Annotated in this window: 14 protein-coding genes; 10 read left to right on the top strand and 4 right to left on the bottom strand. The window is 42.1% G+C overall.

What is annotated here, in order from left to right:
- Positions 1–7: 7 nt before the first annotated feature.
- Genes gcvP through D0T60_RS04465 form a run of 4 tightly spaced genes read right to left on the bottom strand, consistent with a single transcriptional unit; the run spans position 8 to position 4,993 of the window.
- Positions 8–2,857, bottom strand: coding sequence for an aminomethyl-transferring glycine dehydrogenase (gcvP, locus tag D0T60_RS04480; protein ID WP_163216951.1), 2,850 nt, complete (start codon positions 2,855–2,857; stop codon positions 8–10).
- 18 nt (positions 2,858–2,875) lie between these two features.
- Positions 2,876–3,514 (bottom strand): MBL fold metallo-hydrolase, encoded by a 639-nt coding sequence (locus D0T60_RS04475; RefSeq protein ID WP_163216950.1) that lies wholly within the window; start codon positions 3,512–3,514, stop codon positions 2,876–2,878.
- Positions 3,515–3,525: 11 nt separating this feature from the next.
- Positions 3,526–4,149 (bottom strand): 16S rRNA (guanine(527)-N(7))-methyltransferase RsmG, encoded by a 624-nt coding sequence (gene rsmG / locus D0T60_RS04470; protein ID WP_163216949.1) that lies wholly within the window; start codon positions 4,147–4,149, stop codon positions 3,526–3,528.
- A 1-nt stretch (position 4,150) separates the two neighbouring features.
- Positions 4,151–4,993, bottom strand: coding sequence for an RsiV family protein (locus D0T60_RS04465; RefSeq protein WP_163216948.1), 843 nt, complete (start codon positions 4,991–4,993; stop codon positions 4,151–4,153).
- Positions 4,994–5,206: 213 nt separating this feature from the next.
- Between D0T60_RS04465 and D0T60_RS04460 the strand changes: the two genes are divergently transcribed.
- The 10 genes from D0T60_RS04460 (at position 5,207) to lepA (ending at position 17,354) form a co-directional block, all read left to right on the top strand.
- A complete protein-coding gene (locus D0T60_RS04460) occupies positions 5,207–7,348 on the top strand; it encodes a TonB-dependent receptor (RefSeq protein WP_239059490.1) in 2,142 nt (713 codons plus the stop codon).
- Positions 7,349–7,693: 345 nt separating this feature from the next.
- A complete protein-coding gene (locus D0T60_RS04455; RefSeq protein WP_163216947.1) occupies positions 7,694–8,002 on the top strand; it encodes a heavy-metal-associated domain-containing protein in 309 nt (102 codons plus the stop codon).
- Between the two features lie 64 nt (positions 8,003–8,066).
- On the top strand, positions 8,067–10,286 hold the full coding sequence (locus tag D0T60_RS04450; protein WP_163216946.1) for a heavy metal translocating P-type ATPase: 2,220 nt from the start codon (positions 8,067–8,069) through the stop codon (positions 10,284–10,286).
- A 36-nt stretch (positions 10,287–10,322) separates the two neighbouring features.
- On the top strand, positions 10,323–11,003 hold the full coding sequence (lipB, locus tag D0T60_RS04445; RefSeq protein WP_163216945.1) for a lipoyl(octanoyl) transferase LipB: 681 nt from the start codon (positions 10,323–10,325) through the stop codon (positions 11,001–11,003).
- A complete protein-coding gene (locus tag D0T60_RS04440; RefSeq protein ID WP_163216944.1) occupies positions 11,000–12,169 on the top strand; it encodes an alpha/beta hydrolase in 1,170 nt (389 codons plus the stop codon). The genes lipB and D0T60_RS04440 overlap by 4 nt, the downstream gene beginning before the upstream one ends.
- A 7-nt stretch (positions 12,170–12,176) precedes the next feature.
- Entirely contained in the window at positions 12,177–13,841 is a 1,665-nt protein-coding gene (locus D0T60_RS04435) for a formate--tetrahydrofolate ligase (RefSeq protein ID WP_163216943.1), read from the top strand.
- Between the two features lie 19 nt (positions 13,842–13,860).
- Positions 13,861–14,628, top strand: coding sequence for an exodeoxyribonuclease III (locus tag D0T60_RS04430; protein WP_163216942.1), 768 nt, complete (start codon positions 13,861–13,863; stop codon positions 14,626–14,628).
- 3 nt (positions 14,629–14,631) lie between these two features.
- Positions 14,632–15,099, top strand: a complete 468-nt coding sequence (locus tag D0T60_RS04425) for a C-GCAxxG-C-C family protein (RefSeq protein WP_163216941.1) — start codon at positions 14,632–14,634, stop codon at positions 15,097–15,099.
- Between the two features lie 149 nt (positions 15,100–15,248).
- Positions 15,249–15,449 carry a winged helix-turn-helix domain-containing protein gene (locus tag D0T60_RS04420; protein WP_163216940.1) on the top strand — a complete coding sequence of 67 codons (201 nt, stop codon included), beginning with the start codon at positions 15,249–15,251 and terminating at the stop codon, positions 15,447–15,449.
- A 123-nt stretch (positions 15,450–15,572) separates the two neighbouring features.
- Positions 15,573–17,354, top strand: coding sequence for a translation elongation factor 4 (gene lepA, locus D0T60_RS04415; RefSeq protein WP_163216939.1), 1,782 nt, complete (start codon positions 15,573–15,575; stop codon positions 17,352–17,354).
- The last annotated feature ends 1 nt before the right edge of the window (position 17,355 follow it).

The raw sequence follows: 17,355 nt of genomic DNA, 5'->3' as shown, positions 1-17,355 counted from the left end.
TTTTCTTTTATTCAAAGCTTCCGTACCGTGTAGGCAGCAATTTTCGATCTCCCAATGTATTATCTACACGAGCTACATTGATCCAGAACTTATTCTCTTTAACAGACTCTATCGGATAGGCAGCTTTCTCGCGCGAGTAGGAATGATTCCATTCGGAAGAAATAACCTCGTATTCCGGGTGCGGTGCGTTAACTAACACGTTATCAGACTTATCTGCTGCTCCGCTCTTTATTTCTTCTATTTCATTCCAGATGTTCAGCATTACATCTACAAAGTTGTTTAACTCTGCCAGGCTTTCGCTTTCCGTAGGCTCAATCATTAATGTGCCGTGAACGGGGAAGGAGAGAGTAGGAGCATGGTATCCATAGTCCATCAATCGTTTCGCAATATCGCTTTCGGTGATGCCGGTTTCTTCATGTACTTTTCTACATTCAAGAATCATTTCATGTCCTACAAATCCATTGGCACCCCGGTAAACAATGCCATAAGTATCTTGCAAACAAGCTGCCAGATAGTTAGCACTAAGAATGGCTATTCGGGTGGCTTGGGTTAAGCCTTGGGCACCCATCATACGAATATATCCATAAGTAATGGGTAATATTCCGGCACTGCCAAAAGGAGCAGCAGATACTTCGTTTTGTGTATTTCCAAAGAGTACATGTCCGGGCAAGAACGGAACTAAATGCTCTGCCACACAGATAGGCCCTACACCGGGACCGCCGCCGCCATGAGGAGAAGCAAATGTTTTATGTAAATTGAGGTGGCATACATCTGCACCAATAACTCCCGGATTGGTAAGTCCTACCTGAGCATTCATGTTGGCACCATCCATATAGACTTGTGCTCCACAGGCATGTACACATTCGCATATTTCTTTGATCTCGATTTCAAAAATACCATGCGTAGACGGATAAGTAATCATTAAAGCAGCAAGATCCTCTTTGTTTTCTTTTGCTTTCTCACAAAGATCTGCCATGTCAACATTTCCCAACTCATCGCAAGCACAGGTTATTATTGTATAGCCTGCCTGAACAGCCGATGCCGGGTTGGTGCCGTGTGCCGATGCCGGAATCAGCACCTTATTACGATGCCCCTGTCCGATGCTTTCCAAATAACTGCGGATTACACGCAATCCGGCATATTCTCCTGCGGCACCCGAGTTGGGTTGTAGGCTAACTCCGGCAAATCCGGTGATTACTTTCAAGTCTTCACAGAGGTTATTAATCAGTTCACGATATCCGGCTGCTTGTTCTTCGGGCACTAATGGATGCATAGCCATACATTCCGGACGGCTTAATGGAAGCATTTCCGATGCTGCATTTAGCTTCATTGTGCAGGAGCCCAAAGAAATCATAGAATGAGCCAACGAGATATCTTTGCGATCTAAGCGTTTAATGTAGCGCATCAATTCCGTTTCGGTACGGTACTTCCGGAATATCTCGTGAGTAAGGAAAGAACTTTTCCGTTGAAACTCTTCGGCCAGAATTGTGCTTGGAGTAATACGATCTACTTTAATTGTATCTCTTTCGGCTGCGATAGCAAAAATAGACAGTAGCGTATTTACAGCCGCTAAGTCGGTGGTTTCGTCTATACTTAAGCCAACATCGCCATTCTCGAAGTAGCGTAAATTCACTTCCTTATTTTGCGAGATGGTACGGATTTCGCGAGAGGATACATGAGCAGGCAAGGTAAAACGTAATGTGTCAAAATATTGATTGTTTACTTGAGTGTACCCTAATTGAGTAATGTTTTTATCTAAGCAAATAGCTATACTGTGTATGCGGTTTGCAATGTTTTTAAGACCCTCTTCTCCATGATATACAGCATAAAAGCCGGCCATCGTGGCAAGCAATGCCTGAGAAGTACAGATATTAGATGTTGCCTTTTCTCGTTTAATATGTTGCTCGCGGGTTTGTAAAGCCATGCGGTAACAAAGCTTGCCATATTTATCTTTAGACAATCCTATGATGCGTCCCGGAACATTCCTCTTGTATTCATCGCGAGTGGCAAAGAAGGCTGCCGATGGACCTCCATAGAACATGGGTGTTCCTAAGCGTTGCGAACTTCCGAATACAATATCCGCTCCCCATTCTCCCGGAGGGGTAAGGATTACAAGACTCATTATATCTGCGGCTACGGCTACTTTACAATTGGCTGTATGTGCCTTTTCGGTAAATGCCCGATAGTCTTCTACATTTCCGGCTGAATTAGGATATTGTAATACACAGGCAAATACATTCGGGGTAAATTCAAACTCTTTATACTTTCCTGTTTCTATAATGATTCCTTGAGGAATGGCACGCGTTTGAATAACTGCCAACGTTTGTGGGAAAATTTGCTCATCAATGAAAACTACATTAGCTCCTGATTTTTGCTGTTCCCGGGTGCGGAGAGCATACATCATGTTGATAGCTTCGGCTGCTGCAGTAGCTTCGTCAAGCAGAGAGCAGTTTGCAAGAGGAAGGGCAGTCAGGTCGCTAATAGCTGTCTGAAAGTTCATGAGCGCTTCCAAGCGTCCTTGTGATACTTCTGCCTGGTAAGGAGTATAAGAAGTGTACCATACCGGGTTTTCGAATACATTTCGTTGGATAGCGGCCGGGGTGATGGTGTTATACCATCCCATTCCTATATATGAAGTAAAGATTTTATTTTTGGAAGCTAACTCCCAGATATGTTCGGCGAATTTATTCTCAGTGAGGGTTTCAGTGAGCTTCATTGGCTCTTTCAACCGGATATTCGCCGGAATTGTTTTCTCAATCAGCTCGTCTAATGAGTTCACGCCTATCTTCTTTAGCATGAATTCTTCATCTTGGGGGGTAATGCCAATGTGGCGATCAGCTAATAAATCTCTTTTCATGGTATTGTGTATTAAGTTTTATCTGAAGAAAGGGTTTTCTACTTTTTCAATGCCGATGGTGGTTGCTGCACCATGTCCGGGATATACAACGGTTTCGGCAGGTAGAACAAATAATCTGCTGCAAATATTCTCTATCAGTTCATCGAAGTTCCCGCCGGTAAGGTCGGCACGTCCCACACTCCCTTGGAATAAAACATCTCCGGCAAACATGCAATTGCTTTCCTTGCAATAAAACACCAGGCTTCCGGGAGAGTGTCCGGGCACATGTATGGCTTCGAGCACTGTATTTCCAAAAGTAATTTGATCTCCATCGCAAAGGTATTTACCCAATGGAATAGGATCGTCGGGCAATTTAAAACCATACGAACGGGATTGGTGAGGGGCCATCTCCAACCAAAACTCATCGGCTTTGTTGGCCTCGGGGCTCAACCCAAACTCCTGTTTCATAAAAGGATTGCCAAAGATATGATCGAGATGCAGATGGGTATTAAGCACATGCTTCAACTTTAAATCATTGTTTGCAATATAATTCTTTAACGTTTGTTTTTCTTCTTCGTAGAAACAACCGGGATCAATAACAACTGCTTCTTTGGTTTCGTCCCAAAGTACATAGCAGTTAACAGGAAACATATTGAATTCAAAACGTTTTATTTTCATGGTTTCAACTATTAGGGTATAGGAACATATACTACTTTCTTAGTCTCAAAAAAGGCTTCCTCAAAGTCTTTGCTTAACTCGTGCATTAAGACTTTATTCTTAAATGGCATGGCTTCGTGTTCCAGTTCACCACCTTTTAAGCAAATCAACCCGTTTGGCAATGCATTGTGCTGTTTGGGTGAGATGTTTTTTCGGATAATCTTAATCAGGTCGGTAAGGGGCATTACTGCGCGGCTAACTACATAGTCGAAGAGTTGCTTCTCTTCTTCGGCACGTGCATGCCGGAAAGTAACATTCTTTAGTCCGATAGCATTGGCTACTTCTGTGGCCACGCGCACCTTCTTGCCGATGCTGTCTACCAAGTGGAAAGATACCTCCGGGAAAAGAATAGCGAGGGGAATACCGGGAAAACCTCCACCGGTACCCAAGTCCATTATTTTAGTGCCGGAACTGAACTTAGCCATTTTGGCTATGCCTAAAGAATGTAGTACATGGTGTTCGTACAGATTTTCAATATCCTTTCTGGAAATCACGTTAATCTTAGCGTTCCAATCTATATATAAATCATACAACGCGGCGAATTGGCCGCGTTGCTCTTCCGTAAGATCAGGGAAGTATTTTTGAATAATATCCATATTATTTTCTAAGTTGACCGATGATAGGATTTTCTTCTCCTATAATATGCAGAATCATGTCGAAAGGTAATTTAATAATGGTTGGCCCCATTGCATAAGGGGTAAATTCGTATACATTATAATGAAATGTAATACCTTCTTTATCTAAATAGAAGTTTTCGGTAGGAATAAGATCGCCTGTGAGGCCATATCCCATTTCTTCAAGCTCTTCGCGGGTGGCTACGTTATTATCCATCATTAACTGATTCCAAAGTAAATCGGTTAAGGCTTCCTTATATTCGCCTACAAAAATATCATTTAAAGAAAGAATATGAATGTTTTTCAGGTCTATATTAATATAAGTAGTTGTGTAAGTGCCATGAGCACCTCCTGTATATTCATTGAGGTGAACACTGTATACCAGTAAGTCTTTTTCGTAAAAGAGTACCTTGCTTTCTATGTTTTTATAATAAGAGTACCAAGACCGAATGACATCTTTGTTCTCTATGTCTTTGAGGTTTTCTGCGTACATCGGTTCCAGATCCCGACGGTTTTGATCGAAGTAATTTTCGGCATAAAGCTTTATCGCTTCTTGGGGAAATTCTCCAATATACTTCTCTCCCAAACATGCAGATAGAAAAATATTGTTTAAGCTATCTTTCAATTTCTTATCGGACGACTTTATGGGGTAAGTGTACTCAATAACAAAATTAGAAGCGGGATTGGCTGTGTCTCCGAAGAGATGAACGGTATCATTTAGTTTTATTTTATCAAACTTCAGGGCACCAGTGTTCTTATTACATGAAAACAAAAACAAACCTACAAGAAGCATAAGTCCTGCCAAAGTAATATAATGTTTATTCATCAGGCTTTAGTTTTTTAATTGAAATTATTTACTGCTATTCCGTACTACAAATATAGAACATATTGGCGAAAAGAAAGAATAAAAAGCAAAAATAATGGGCGTATGAGCACAAAACGCTCTATCTTTGCGCCACTTATGAAAACAAGAATAACAATTTGTACACTGATACTGTTCGCTGCGTTTTCATCTGTTTCTTATGGACAAGTGAAAGGAATGGTAAAAGATCGGGAAGGAATGCCTGTTCCCGGGGCGAATGTAGTTTGGATAAATACTTCCACGGGGGTTACTACTCGTGCCGACGGAAGTTTCTCTATATCAAAGCCGGACAATAGTAGTCGGTTGGTGGTAAGTTTTATGGGTTATGAAAATGATACAGTTTCAGTAACCGGTAAAAATGAAGTACTAAATATAATATTGCGTGATGGGGTAGAGTTGGACGAAGTCCAAGTCATTAGCCGCAAACTTGGCACCATGCAACTCCGCAACAGCGTAATGAATGGAGTTATGATTACCAGTGCCGAGTTAAGTCGTGCTGCCTGTTGTAATCTGGGAGAGAGTTTTGTAACAAACCCCTCGGTAGATGTAAGTTACTCCGATGCGGCAACGGGAGCCAAGCAAATAAAGCTCTTAGGACTATCGGGCACGTACGTGCAGATGCTTACCGAAAACATTCCCAACTATCGCGGAGCCGCTGCCCCTTACGGGCTTGGCTATGTGCCCGGCCCGTGGATGGAGAGTATACAAGTGTCTAAAGGAACCTCTTCGGTGAAGAATGGGTACGAAGCACTTACCGGACAGATAAACGTAGAGTTCAAAAAGCCCCAAACAACGGAAGACTTTGTTGCCGTAAACCTCTTTGCGTCATCTACCAATCGGTTGGAGGCCAATGCGGATGCCGCCATTAAATTGAATAACCGATGGAGCACCATGCTGCTTGCCCATTATGAAAACGAAACCAAAGCGCACGATTCCAATAATGATGGCTTTGCCGATATTCCCCAAGTGGAGCAATACAACCTGTGGAACCGTTGGGTGTATATGGGCGACCGTTATGTGTTTCAGGCAGGCATCAAAGGCATGAAGGAGGAGCGGAGAAGCGGGCAAACATCTCACGGAACCGAAAAAGCACTAACCGATCCTTATAAAATAAATATTGAAACCGATCGTTACGAAGCTTTCACCAAGAATGCTTTCATCCTCAACAAAGAAAAGAATACGAATATTGCCTTGATACTCTCGGGTAGTATACATAACCAGGATGCCGGGTATGGGCGTAAATTCTACAACGTAGATCAAAGCAATGGGTATGCTTCTTTGCTTTTCGAAACCGAGTTTTCCAAGCAACATAGCCTCTCTACCGGGCTGAGTTTTAACTATGATGGTTTTGATCAGAATTACAACTTAAATAAGAATGAAAACGATTCTTTTAAAAAAGAATTTGTTAAAGAATCTGTTTATGGAGCTTACGCTCAGTATACATATAATTTGAATGATAAGTTGATGGTTTTAGCCGGAATCCGCGGAGATTACAGCAGTGAGTACGATTTCTTTGTTACTCCCCGTACTCATATTAAATACAATCCCAATGATTATGTACATTTTCGGGTTTCGGCCGGCAAAGGCTATCGCACCAACCATGTTTTGGCCGAAAGCAACTATTTGCTGGCAAGCAGCAGGCAGATACACATAGCCGATCGTCTGGATCAGGAAGAAGCCTGGAATTATGGTGCAAGCATCTCTTCTTACATTCCTTTGTTTGGTAAAACGCTGAATCTGAATGCCGAATACTATTACACCGACTTCTCTAAGCAGGTGGTTATTGATGTAGATAGCAACCCTCATGCGGTTTCATTCTATAACCTGAATGGCCGTTCTTATTCGCAAGTGTTTCAGGTGGAGGCAACCTATCCGTTCTTTGAAGGCTTTTCTTTAACTGGTGCCTATCGGTGGACGGATGCAAAAGTAACTTGCAATAACGTATTGAGAGAGAAACCCCTGACCGGAAAGTATAAAGGATTGCTGACGGCTTCTTATCAAACTCCATTGGGGCTTTGGCAATTTGATGCCACATTTCAGTTGAATGGAAGCGGTCGTATGCCCGATCCGTATACGCAATCAGATGGCTCCCTGTCTTGGGATAAACGCTATAAAGCCTACGAACAGTTGAGTGCGCAAATTACCCGTTATTTCCGTAAAGGGTCAATCTATGCAGGCGGAGAGAATCTGACTAATTTCAGACAAAAGAACCCTATTATAGGTGCTTCCGACCCTTGGGGAGATAACTTCGATTCTACTATGATCTGGGGGCCGATGCATGGAGTTAAATTTTACGTAGGTGTAAGGTTTAATTATTGATGAAAAGTACGTATTTCGGATAGAACTTAGTTATAGCGAACGCTATAGCGACCCTATAGCAATATATATACTGATGATGATGATAATACAGAAGAACTAAAAACGAAAAAGAAAAAACACAAAGAAACAAATTACTATCGGCAATGAAAAAAAGTGCTACTGTCTTCGAGGGCAAATGCTACCGGCAATCAAAGCAAATGCTACCGGCAACCTCGAATAAAGGGGGTATAAGGGCTGGTTGGGCGTTTCTCTCGACTTGAATGAAGCTCACTTTTTTCTTGAGCGAAGTGCTTTTCTTCCATTGTTTTTTTGTACCTTTGTGGGAAGTTTAAAATGATAACGAAAATGAAAAAGAAACTAATAATGGCATTTGCCATACTCATTATAGGTATTTCTACTGCATTTGCCAAAGAACTTCGTGTTGTTACTTTCAAAGTGCAACAAATGGAGTGTGCCAACTGCGAGAAGAAAGTAAAAACCAATATCCGATTTGAAAAAGGATTGAAAGAATTATCTACCGACCTGAAAGAGAAGACGGTAACCATCACGTATGATTCCGAAAAAACAGATGTGAAGAAACTGCAGGAAGGCTTTAAGAAATTCAAATATGAGGCGGTTTTGGTGGAAGACAAAGTAAAAGAGTCTAAAAAGTAACCGAACAAACGCCCATATCTACTGTTTAATCTGTAGTTGATATCAACTCTAACAGCTAATTTTTATGGGTAAAAATACAATAAAGAAAACGTTTCCTGTACTAAACCTTCACTGTGCAGGATGTGCCAATAACGTAGAGAGAATTATTAAGAACCTGCCCGGCATTGCCGATGCTTCGGTAAACCTGGCTGCAAATACGCTTTCCGTATCTTACGAAGAACACCTGATTACTCCCGGAGAAATGAGAGCCGCCGTGCTTGCCGGAGGTTATGACCTGATCATTGAAGAAGATCATAAAATGGAGCGTCAGGAAGAAGAACAACAAAGGCACTACCAATCGTTAAAACGTCGGGTAATTGTAACTTGGATATTTGCCATTCCAATGTTGCTGCTCTCCATGGTTTTTATGGATATGAAGTATGCAAATGAGATTATGCTGCTGCTTTCTCTCCCCGTACTTCTGTTTTTCGGACGTTCTTTCTATGTAAATGCTTGGAAACAAGCCAAGCAAGGGCGTAGCAATATGGACACCTTGGTGGCACTGAGCACTTCCATTGCATTTATTTTTAGCGTGTTCAATACCTTCTTTCCTCAGTTTTGGTATGATAGAGGATTAGAACCGCACGTTTATTATGAGGCTGCCACCGTTATTATAGCTTTTGTGCTTACCGGCAAGCTGATGGAAGAGCGTGCCAAAGGAAACACATCAACTGCAATAAAAAAACTAATGGGGCTGCAACCTAAAACAGCACGCGTATTGCGTGATGGCGTGGAAGTAGACATCCCCATTGAACAACTGCAATTGAAAGACCGCGTAGTGGTGCGCCCCGGAGAACAGATTCCGGTAGATGGCAACCTGATTAGCGGAGATTCTTATGTAGACGAAAGCATGATTAGCGGCGAGCCTGTTCCGGTAGAGAAAAAAGAAGGCAGTTGCGTGCTTGCAGGAACCATCAATCAAAAAGGATCGTTTGTTATCGAAGCCACCAAAGTGGGCGAAGAAACATTGTTGGGTCGGATTATCCGGATGGTGCAAGAAGCACAAGGAAGCAAGGCTCCCGTTCAGCGCATTGTAGATAAAATAACAGGGGTATTTGTGCCCGTAGTCTTAGGGCTTGCTATACTGACCTTCGTAATTTGGTTGACCGTAGGAGGAACCGGTTATCTCTCTCATGCTCTCTTATCTGCTGTTTCCGTGTTGGTTATTGCTTGCCCGTGTGCATTAGGGTTGGCCACGCCAACTGCTTTGATGGTGGGGATAGGCAAAGCTGCCGATTATCATATATTGGTAAAAGATGCAGTGGCCTTGGAACAAATGCGCAGGGTTAATGTGGTAGTACTCGATAAAACCGGCACATTAACAGAAGGACACCCTACGGTGACAAGCATTCTTTGGAACAGCACCCAGGAAGATCATTTTAAACCGGTGTTATTGGCTGCCGAATTGAAATCGGAACATCCTTTGGCAGAAGCCATTGTTACCGCTCTGCACGAAGAAGGTGTAACGCTTTCCGTTCCGATTGAAGATTTTAAAAGCATTACCGGAAAGGGTATTGAAGTAATTTATCAGAAAGAACGCTATTGGGCGGGTAGCCATAGACTGCTGAAAGAGTATCATTCCGAAGTTCCCAAACTAATGAATGAAATGAAACTAAAGTATGAGCAGGATGGCAATTCTATTACCTACTTTGGGCGCGAAGATGAATTGCTGGCTATCATCACAATTACCGACCAAATAAAGCCAACCTCTATCGAAGCAGTGAAAGAGCTGAAAAGGCAAGGTATAGAAATCTGTATGCTTACCGGAGATGGCGAACGTACGGCTTCGGTAGTAGCAGAACGCTTAGGCATTCAGCAATATATGGCAGATGCATTGCCCGATGATAAAGAGAAGTATGTGCAGCAACTCCAGGCACAAGGCAAAATGGTGGCTATGGTAGGAGATGGCATTAACGATTCGCAGGCATTGGCCCGTGCAGATGTCAGCATCGCTATGGGTAAAGGCACGGATATTGCGATGGATGTAGCGATGGTTACACTCATGACCTCTGATTTAATGCTGCTTCCCAAAGCCTTTACTTTATCCAAACAGACGGTACGTTTAATCAAGCAGAATCTCTTTTGGGCATTCATCTATAATCTGATAGGGATTCCCATTGCTGCCGGAATACTTTATCCGATAAACGGATTGCTTTTAAGTCCGATGCTGGCAAGTGCCGCAATGGCATTCAGCTCTGTATCTGTAGTATTGAATAGTTTGAGCTTGGGAAGAAAGAAGTTATAAGAATGTAATTCGAAAAGTAAATTGTAGAAAACGAAGGTGGTTAGTGTTGAATTTATTGATTGGGGGCTTATTAGTTACGAAGAAGCCTGGAAGCGTCAGACGGAATTGTTTGATGCTTTGATTGCCGCAAAAATCTCCGGAGGTGTCTACAAGAATCAAGTGGTGTTTTGTGAACATCCGAATGTTTATACTTTAGGCAAGAGCGGAAAAGAAAACAATATGCTTTTGGGCGAAGAGCAACTTAAAGCCATACAAGCCACCCTTTACCATATCGACAGGGGAGGAGATATTACTTATCATGGTCCCGGGCAATTGGTTTGCTATCCTATTTTAAATCTTGAAGACTTCAATTTAGGGTTGAAGGAATACATCCATCTTTTAGAAGAAGCCGTAATCCGGGTATGTGCTCATTACGGGGTAGTTGCCGGCAGGCTTGAAAAGGCAACCGGTGTGTGGCTCGACGTAGGTACTCCGCGTGCCCGTAAGATCTGTGCAATAGGTGTACGAAGCAGCAGGTTTGTAACCATGCACGGATTGGCTTTAAACCTCAATACGGATCTTCGCTATTTCAGCTATATCAATCCTTGTGGGTTTATGGACAAGGGCGTAACCTCCTTGCAAAAGGAACTGAACAAAGAGGCAGAAAGGCATGAAGTGATAAAGCTGCTTGAAAATGAAATCAAATCTCTTTTAAAATATAAACAAATTGATCTATGAAGAAAATCGCTTATTTAGTTATCCTACCGCTTTTATTTGGTGCATGCAAAAGCGCTCAACCTACAGATGGTAAAGGCGTGTCGAAAGAAGAAGCAAGTGCCTACCTTAACACAGTATATCCCAAATGGTTGGAGGCAGTAAAAGAAGAAAATGCCAAAGCCTGGGAAGAGAAAGTGTTTGTGCGCAATGGCAAAAAGATGCCTATCGATTATAAAATAATTGGCGAAGCACCGGCCGATGGTCGCAGCCTTTTCATATCATTGCACGGAGGAGGAAACACAGCTCCGGCGGTAAATGATCAGCAATGGAGAAACCAGATCAGATTATACACTCCTAAAGAAGGTGTTTATGTAGCTCCGCGAGCTCCTTGGGACGATTGGAATATGTGGTTTAAACCGGGAATCGATTCTCTGTATGATGCCATTATCCAAACAGCCGTTACCCTTGAAGGAGTAAACCCCAACAAAGTTTATTTGTTAGGTTATTCTGCCGGTGGCGACGGGCTTTATCGTATGGCTCCGCGTATGGCAGATCGTTGGGCGGCTGCATCCATGATGGCAGGACATCCGGGCGAGGCTTCGCAAGTAAACCTGCGTAACCTGCCTTTTATGATTTGGATGGGCGAGAAAGATGGTGCTTACAACCGTAACAAATTGGCTGCTGTCTGCGGACAACGGTTGGATTCTTTGCAACGTCTTGACCCCGAAAACTATATTCACGAAACCCATATCGTTAAAGGTAAAGGGCATTGGATGGAAAGAGCAGATACAGTTGCCATTACATGGATGGAGCAATATAAAAGAAATCCATACCCCGATAAAGTGGTTTGGAGACAGGAAAATGTAGTTCTGCCTGCCTTGTATTGGTTGTCTGTTCCGTTGAAAGATGCCAAACATACGATGGAAGTAGTGGTAACCCGTTCGGGCAACACAATCAATATTGAGAAAAATGATTATCCGGAACTAACCATACATTTGAATGATGAGATGTTCAACCTGGATAAACCTATTACTCTTCAATATCAGGGCACAGAGTTGTATAAAGGAAAAGTAGCACGTACATTAGCCAATATCGAAGAAGAACTGAATGCACGTGGTGATAAGTATTATGCTTTTCCGGCTAAGCTTACAGTGTTGAAGAACTCAAAAGTAGTAAGTAACAAATAATTTGCTCATGAAATCCGATATTCAAATAGCTCGCAGCATAGAGCTGAAAAAGATAAAACAGGTAGCTACCTCCATCGGTATTCCTCGCGAAGAAGTGGAAAACTACGGTCGTCATATTGCTAAGATTCCTGTAGAATTGATTGACGAGGAAAAAGTACAGCAGAATAACCTGATACTTGTTACTGCCATTACACCTACTAAGGCAGGAATAGGTAAAACCACTGTATCAATCGGTTTAACGCTCGGATTAAATAAGATTGGTAAAAATGCCATTGTGGCTCTGCGCGAACCCTCTTTAGGTCCTTGTTTCGGAATGAAAGGCGGAGCAGCAGGAGGAGGTTACGCCCAAGTGCTTCCGATGGAGAAAATCAACCTTCATTTCACCGGAGATTTTCATGCCATTACCTCTGCACACAATATGATAACTGCTTTGCTCGATAATTATCTGTATCAGAACCAGGCGAACTTCGGTTTGAAGGAAATACTTTGGAAACGTGTGCTTGATGTCAACGACCGTTCTCTTCGGGATATTGTGGTAGGATTAGGACCTAAAACAAATGGAATAACCCATCAGGCAGGCTTTGATATAACCACCGCTTCGGAGATTATGGCTATTCTTTGTCTTTCTACGGATATGGAAGATTTGCGTCGTCGCATTGAAAACATTTTGCTTGGCTTTACTCATGACGATAAGCCGTTTACCGTAAAAGATCTTGGAGTGGCAGGAGCCATTGCTGTATTACTGAAAGATTCCATCAATCCTAATTTGGTGCAAACCACCGAGAATACGGCAGCGTTTGTGCATGGAGGTCCGTTTGCTAATATAGCACATGGTTGTAATTCCATATTGGCAACCAAAATGGCTTTGACTTACGGAGATTATGTGGTGACGGAGGCTGGCTTTGGAGCCGATCTCGGTGCAGAAAAGTTCTACAATATAAAGTGTAGGAAAGCAGGTTTACAGCCTCGTTTAACTGTGCTCGTAGCTACCTTGCAAGCACTGAAGATGCACGGTGGAGTAGCTGTTGAAGCTATAAAAGAGCCTCATGCCGAAGGAATAATTAAAGGATTCGAGAACCTGGATAAGCATATCGAGAACCTGCGTTCATTTGGACAAACCGTCATTGTGGCTTTCAACAAGTATGGGGGCGACACGGAAGAAGAAATAGAGCTGGTTCGCCGTCATTGTTTGGAAAAAGGAGTAGGGTTTGCCGTTAACAATGCCTTTGCACAAGGTGGAGAAGGAGCCAAGGAATTGGCGCAGTTGGTGGTAGACACCATTGAAAAGCAACCCTCGCAACCGATGCGGTTTACCTACGAAGAATCTGATAGCATACCTGCGAAGATTGAGAAAGTGGCTAAACAACTGTATGGTGCCGAATTGGTTACGTATAGCAGTAAATCTCGTTCAATGATCAAGCTGATTGAGAAAATGAATATCTCTCATTATCCTATCTGTGTAGCAAAAACACAATATTCCTTCTCCGGAGATCCGAAAGCTTACGGAGTAGCCAAAGATTTTGAACTACACATCAAAGATATTGTTATAAATAACGGAGCAGAGATGATTGTAGCCGTTGCCGGAGAGATATTGCGTATGCCGGGGCTGCCCAAAGAACCTCAAGCCAAACATATTGATATCATAAATGGAGAAATAGAGGGCCTTAGTTAAGGCAAGAAGGTATAAAACAATGAAAATAATAACCTATAACGTAAACGGACTTCGTGCTGCCGCAAGCAAAGGCTTAGACGAGTGGCTGATTGCCGAGAACCCGGATGTACTTTGTTTGCAGGAAACCAAACTGCAACCCGATCAGTATCCGGCTGAAACTTTTGAATCATTAGGATACAAAGGTTATTTGTATTCGGCTCAAAAGAAAGGATACAGTGGAGTAGCCATTCTTACCAAAAAAGAACCCGACCATGTAGAGTATGGTATGGGCATAGAGGAATACGATAACGAGGGACGTTTCATTCGGGCAGATTATGGAGACTTATCTATTGTAAGCGTGTATCATCCTTCGGGCACCAGCGGCGATGAACGGCAGGCTTTTAAAATGAATTGGTTAGATGCTTTCCAGAAATATGTGATAGAGTTACGTAAACCCCGTCCTAATTTAATTTTGTGTGGCGATTATAACATCTGTCATGAAGCCATAGATATTCACGACCCCATTCGGAATGCTAAAAACAGTGGCTTCCTCCCTGAAGAGCGTGAGTGGATGACGGGATTTCTAAAAGAAGGATTTACAGATAGCTTCCGTTACCTGTATCCGGACGAACAGAAGTACACCTGGTGGAGTTATCGATTCAATTCCCGGTCGAAGAATAAAGGATGGCGTATTGATTACTGTATGGTGAGTGAGTCTTTAGTACCATCCATAAAAGGTGCACGGATACTCAATGAGGCGGTTCACTCCGATCATTGCCCGATGGAATTGGAAATAAAAGATTTGTAATATATGGAAGATACTCGTATTCAAAAGGCTGTAGATCTTTTTAAGAGTGGATATAACTGTTCGCAATCTGTTGCAGCAGCATTTGCCGACAGGTATGGCTTTACCGAGGAGCAAGTTTTTCGTATGTCAGCTTCTTTTGGAGGTGGCATAGGACGTATGCGCGAAACCTGTGGGGCAGCTTGTGGTATGTTTATTCTGGCAGGACTCGAAACCGGTGCCACCGATGGGAAAGATGCCGAAGGGAAAAAAGCCAACTACGAGCTGGTTCAGCAATTAGCCGATACGTTCAAAGAGAGAAATGGAGCATTAAGATGTGCCGATTTGCTTCAGCTTCAAAAAGGTACTCCCATTGTTTCTACGCCCGAAGCCCGAACAGAGGCATATTATAAGAAAAGGCCCTGCGCAAAAATAGTAGAAGAAGCAGCAAGGATATGGTCGGAATATCTTAAAGAATCTTCCAATGCTCGTTAAATGGCTGTTTTTGTTGAAAAAGAGCTGAAAAGCAGGGGCTTATATGTTGTATAACATACAAAATGTGTATCTTTGCATCGTGATTAAACCAGAATAACATTCATAAATCAGGTTTAAACTAATATGTTGAACAAAAAAACATTAAGCAAATGTTGAATGAAAAAGCCGGTAACATTGCAGGTACAATCTGGAATGCATTGAATGAGACCGAGGGATTAACAGCTAAACAAATCAAGAAAGCTACTAAATTAGTAGACAAAGACCTTTTCCTTGGCCTTGGATGGTTGCTTAGAGAAGACAAAATCGCTACGTCTGAAGTAGAAGGTGAACTTTTTGTAAAGTTAATCTAAGCGAAGATTAAAACTACGAATTAAAAAATGCGTTGATACAAGATTTATTGTTATCAACGCATTTTTTTTTGTTCTTCCATTTAATTATCTTTGCCCTCCAACAATTGAAGATTAGGTTTAGTGATGAAAAATATAAGGAATTTTTGTATTATTGCCCATATTGATCATGGGAAGTCAACCTTGGCAGACAGATTACTTGAATATACCAAAACCGTTCAGATTACCAGCGGACAGATGCTGGATAACATGGATTTGGAAAAAGAAAGAGGTATTACCATTAAGAGCCATGCCATACAAATGGAGTACATCTATAACAATGAAAAGTATATTCTGAATCTTATAGACACTCCGGGGCATGTTGACTTTTCTTATGAGGTTTCTCGTTCTATTGCCGCTTGCGAAGGTGCTCTACTGATTGTAGATGCCACACAAGGCGTACAAGCCCAAACAATATCGAACTTATATATGGCTATTGAACACGATTTGGAGATTATTCCGGTTGTGAATAAGTGCGATATGCCCAATGCCATGCCCGAAGAAGTAGAAGACGAGATTATTGAACTGCTCGGTTGCAAACGCGAAGAAATAATTCGTGCTTCCGGAAAAACCGGTATGGGGGTAGATAATATTCTGGCTGCTGTAGTAGAGCAAGTTCCACACCCCAAAGGAGATGAAGAAGCTCCCCTGCAAGCATTAATCTTTGACTCTGTTTTTAATTCATTTCGCGGAATCATTGCTTACTTTAAAATTACTGACGGTGTAATTCGTTCCGGCGACAAAGTGAAGTTTATAAATACAGGAAAAGAGTATGTTGCCGATGAAATCGGAGTGCTTAAAATGCAAATGGTTCCTCGAAAAGAACTTCGTACAGGTGATGTAGGGTATATTATATCAGGGATCAAGACCTCTAAAGAAGTAAAAGTAGGAGATACCATTACTCATGTGGCAAGACCTGCCAAAGAAGCAATATCCGGTTTTGAAGAAGTAAAACCAATGGTGTTTGCCGGAGTTTACCCGATTGAAGCCGAAGATTATGAAAATCTGCGTTCTTCTCTGGAGAAATTGCAGCTAAATGATGCTTCATTGACTTTCCAACCGGAGTCGTCGTTAGCCCTTGGTTTTGGTTTCCGTTGTGGTTTCCTCGGGTTGCTTCACATGGAGATAGTACAGGAACGCCTCGATCGTGAGTTCGATATGAACGTGATTACTACCGTGCCCAACGTTTCTTATCAGATTTATGATAAACATGGTAATATGACGGAGGTGCACAATCCCGGTGGAATGCCCGACCCTACTTTGATAGATCATATTGAAGAACCTTATATCAAGGCATCTGTGATTACAACAACCGATTATATTGGTCCTATCATGACGTTGTGTCTTGGAAAACGAGGCGAACTCTTAAAACAAGAATATATTTCGGGCAACCGTGTGGAGATCTATTATAGTATGCCACTGGGCGAAATTGTAATCGACTTTTATGATAAACTAAAAAGTATATCCAAAGGGTATGCTTCCTTTGATTATCACATGGATGGTTTCCGTCCGTCTAAATTGGTGAAATTAGATATCCTATTGAACGGAGAATCTGTAGATGCACTTTCTACCTTAACCCATTTTGACAATGCTGTCGATTTCGGTCGGCGTATGTGCGAAAAGCTGAAGGAACTAATACCACGTCAACAATTTGATATTGCCATACAAGCAGCTATTGGTTCAAAGATTATTGCTCGCGAAACAATAAAAGCTGTTCGTAAAGATGTAACAGCAAAATGTTATGGGGGTGATATTAGCCGTAAGCGTAAGCTTTTGGAAAAGCAGAAAAAAGGAAAGAAACGAATGAAACAGATTGGTAATGTGGAGGTTCCTCAGAAAGCTTTCCTTGCCGTGTTGAAACTTGATTAAT

Source organism: Bacteroides sp. 224, from assembly GCF_010500995.1.
Taxonomy (GTDB): domain Bacteria; phylum Bacteroidota; class Bacteroidia; order Bacteroidales; family Bacteroidaceae; genus Bacteroides.
This window is presented reverse-complemented; position numbering and strand designations above follow the sequence as displayed.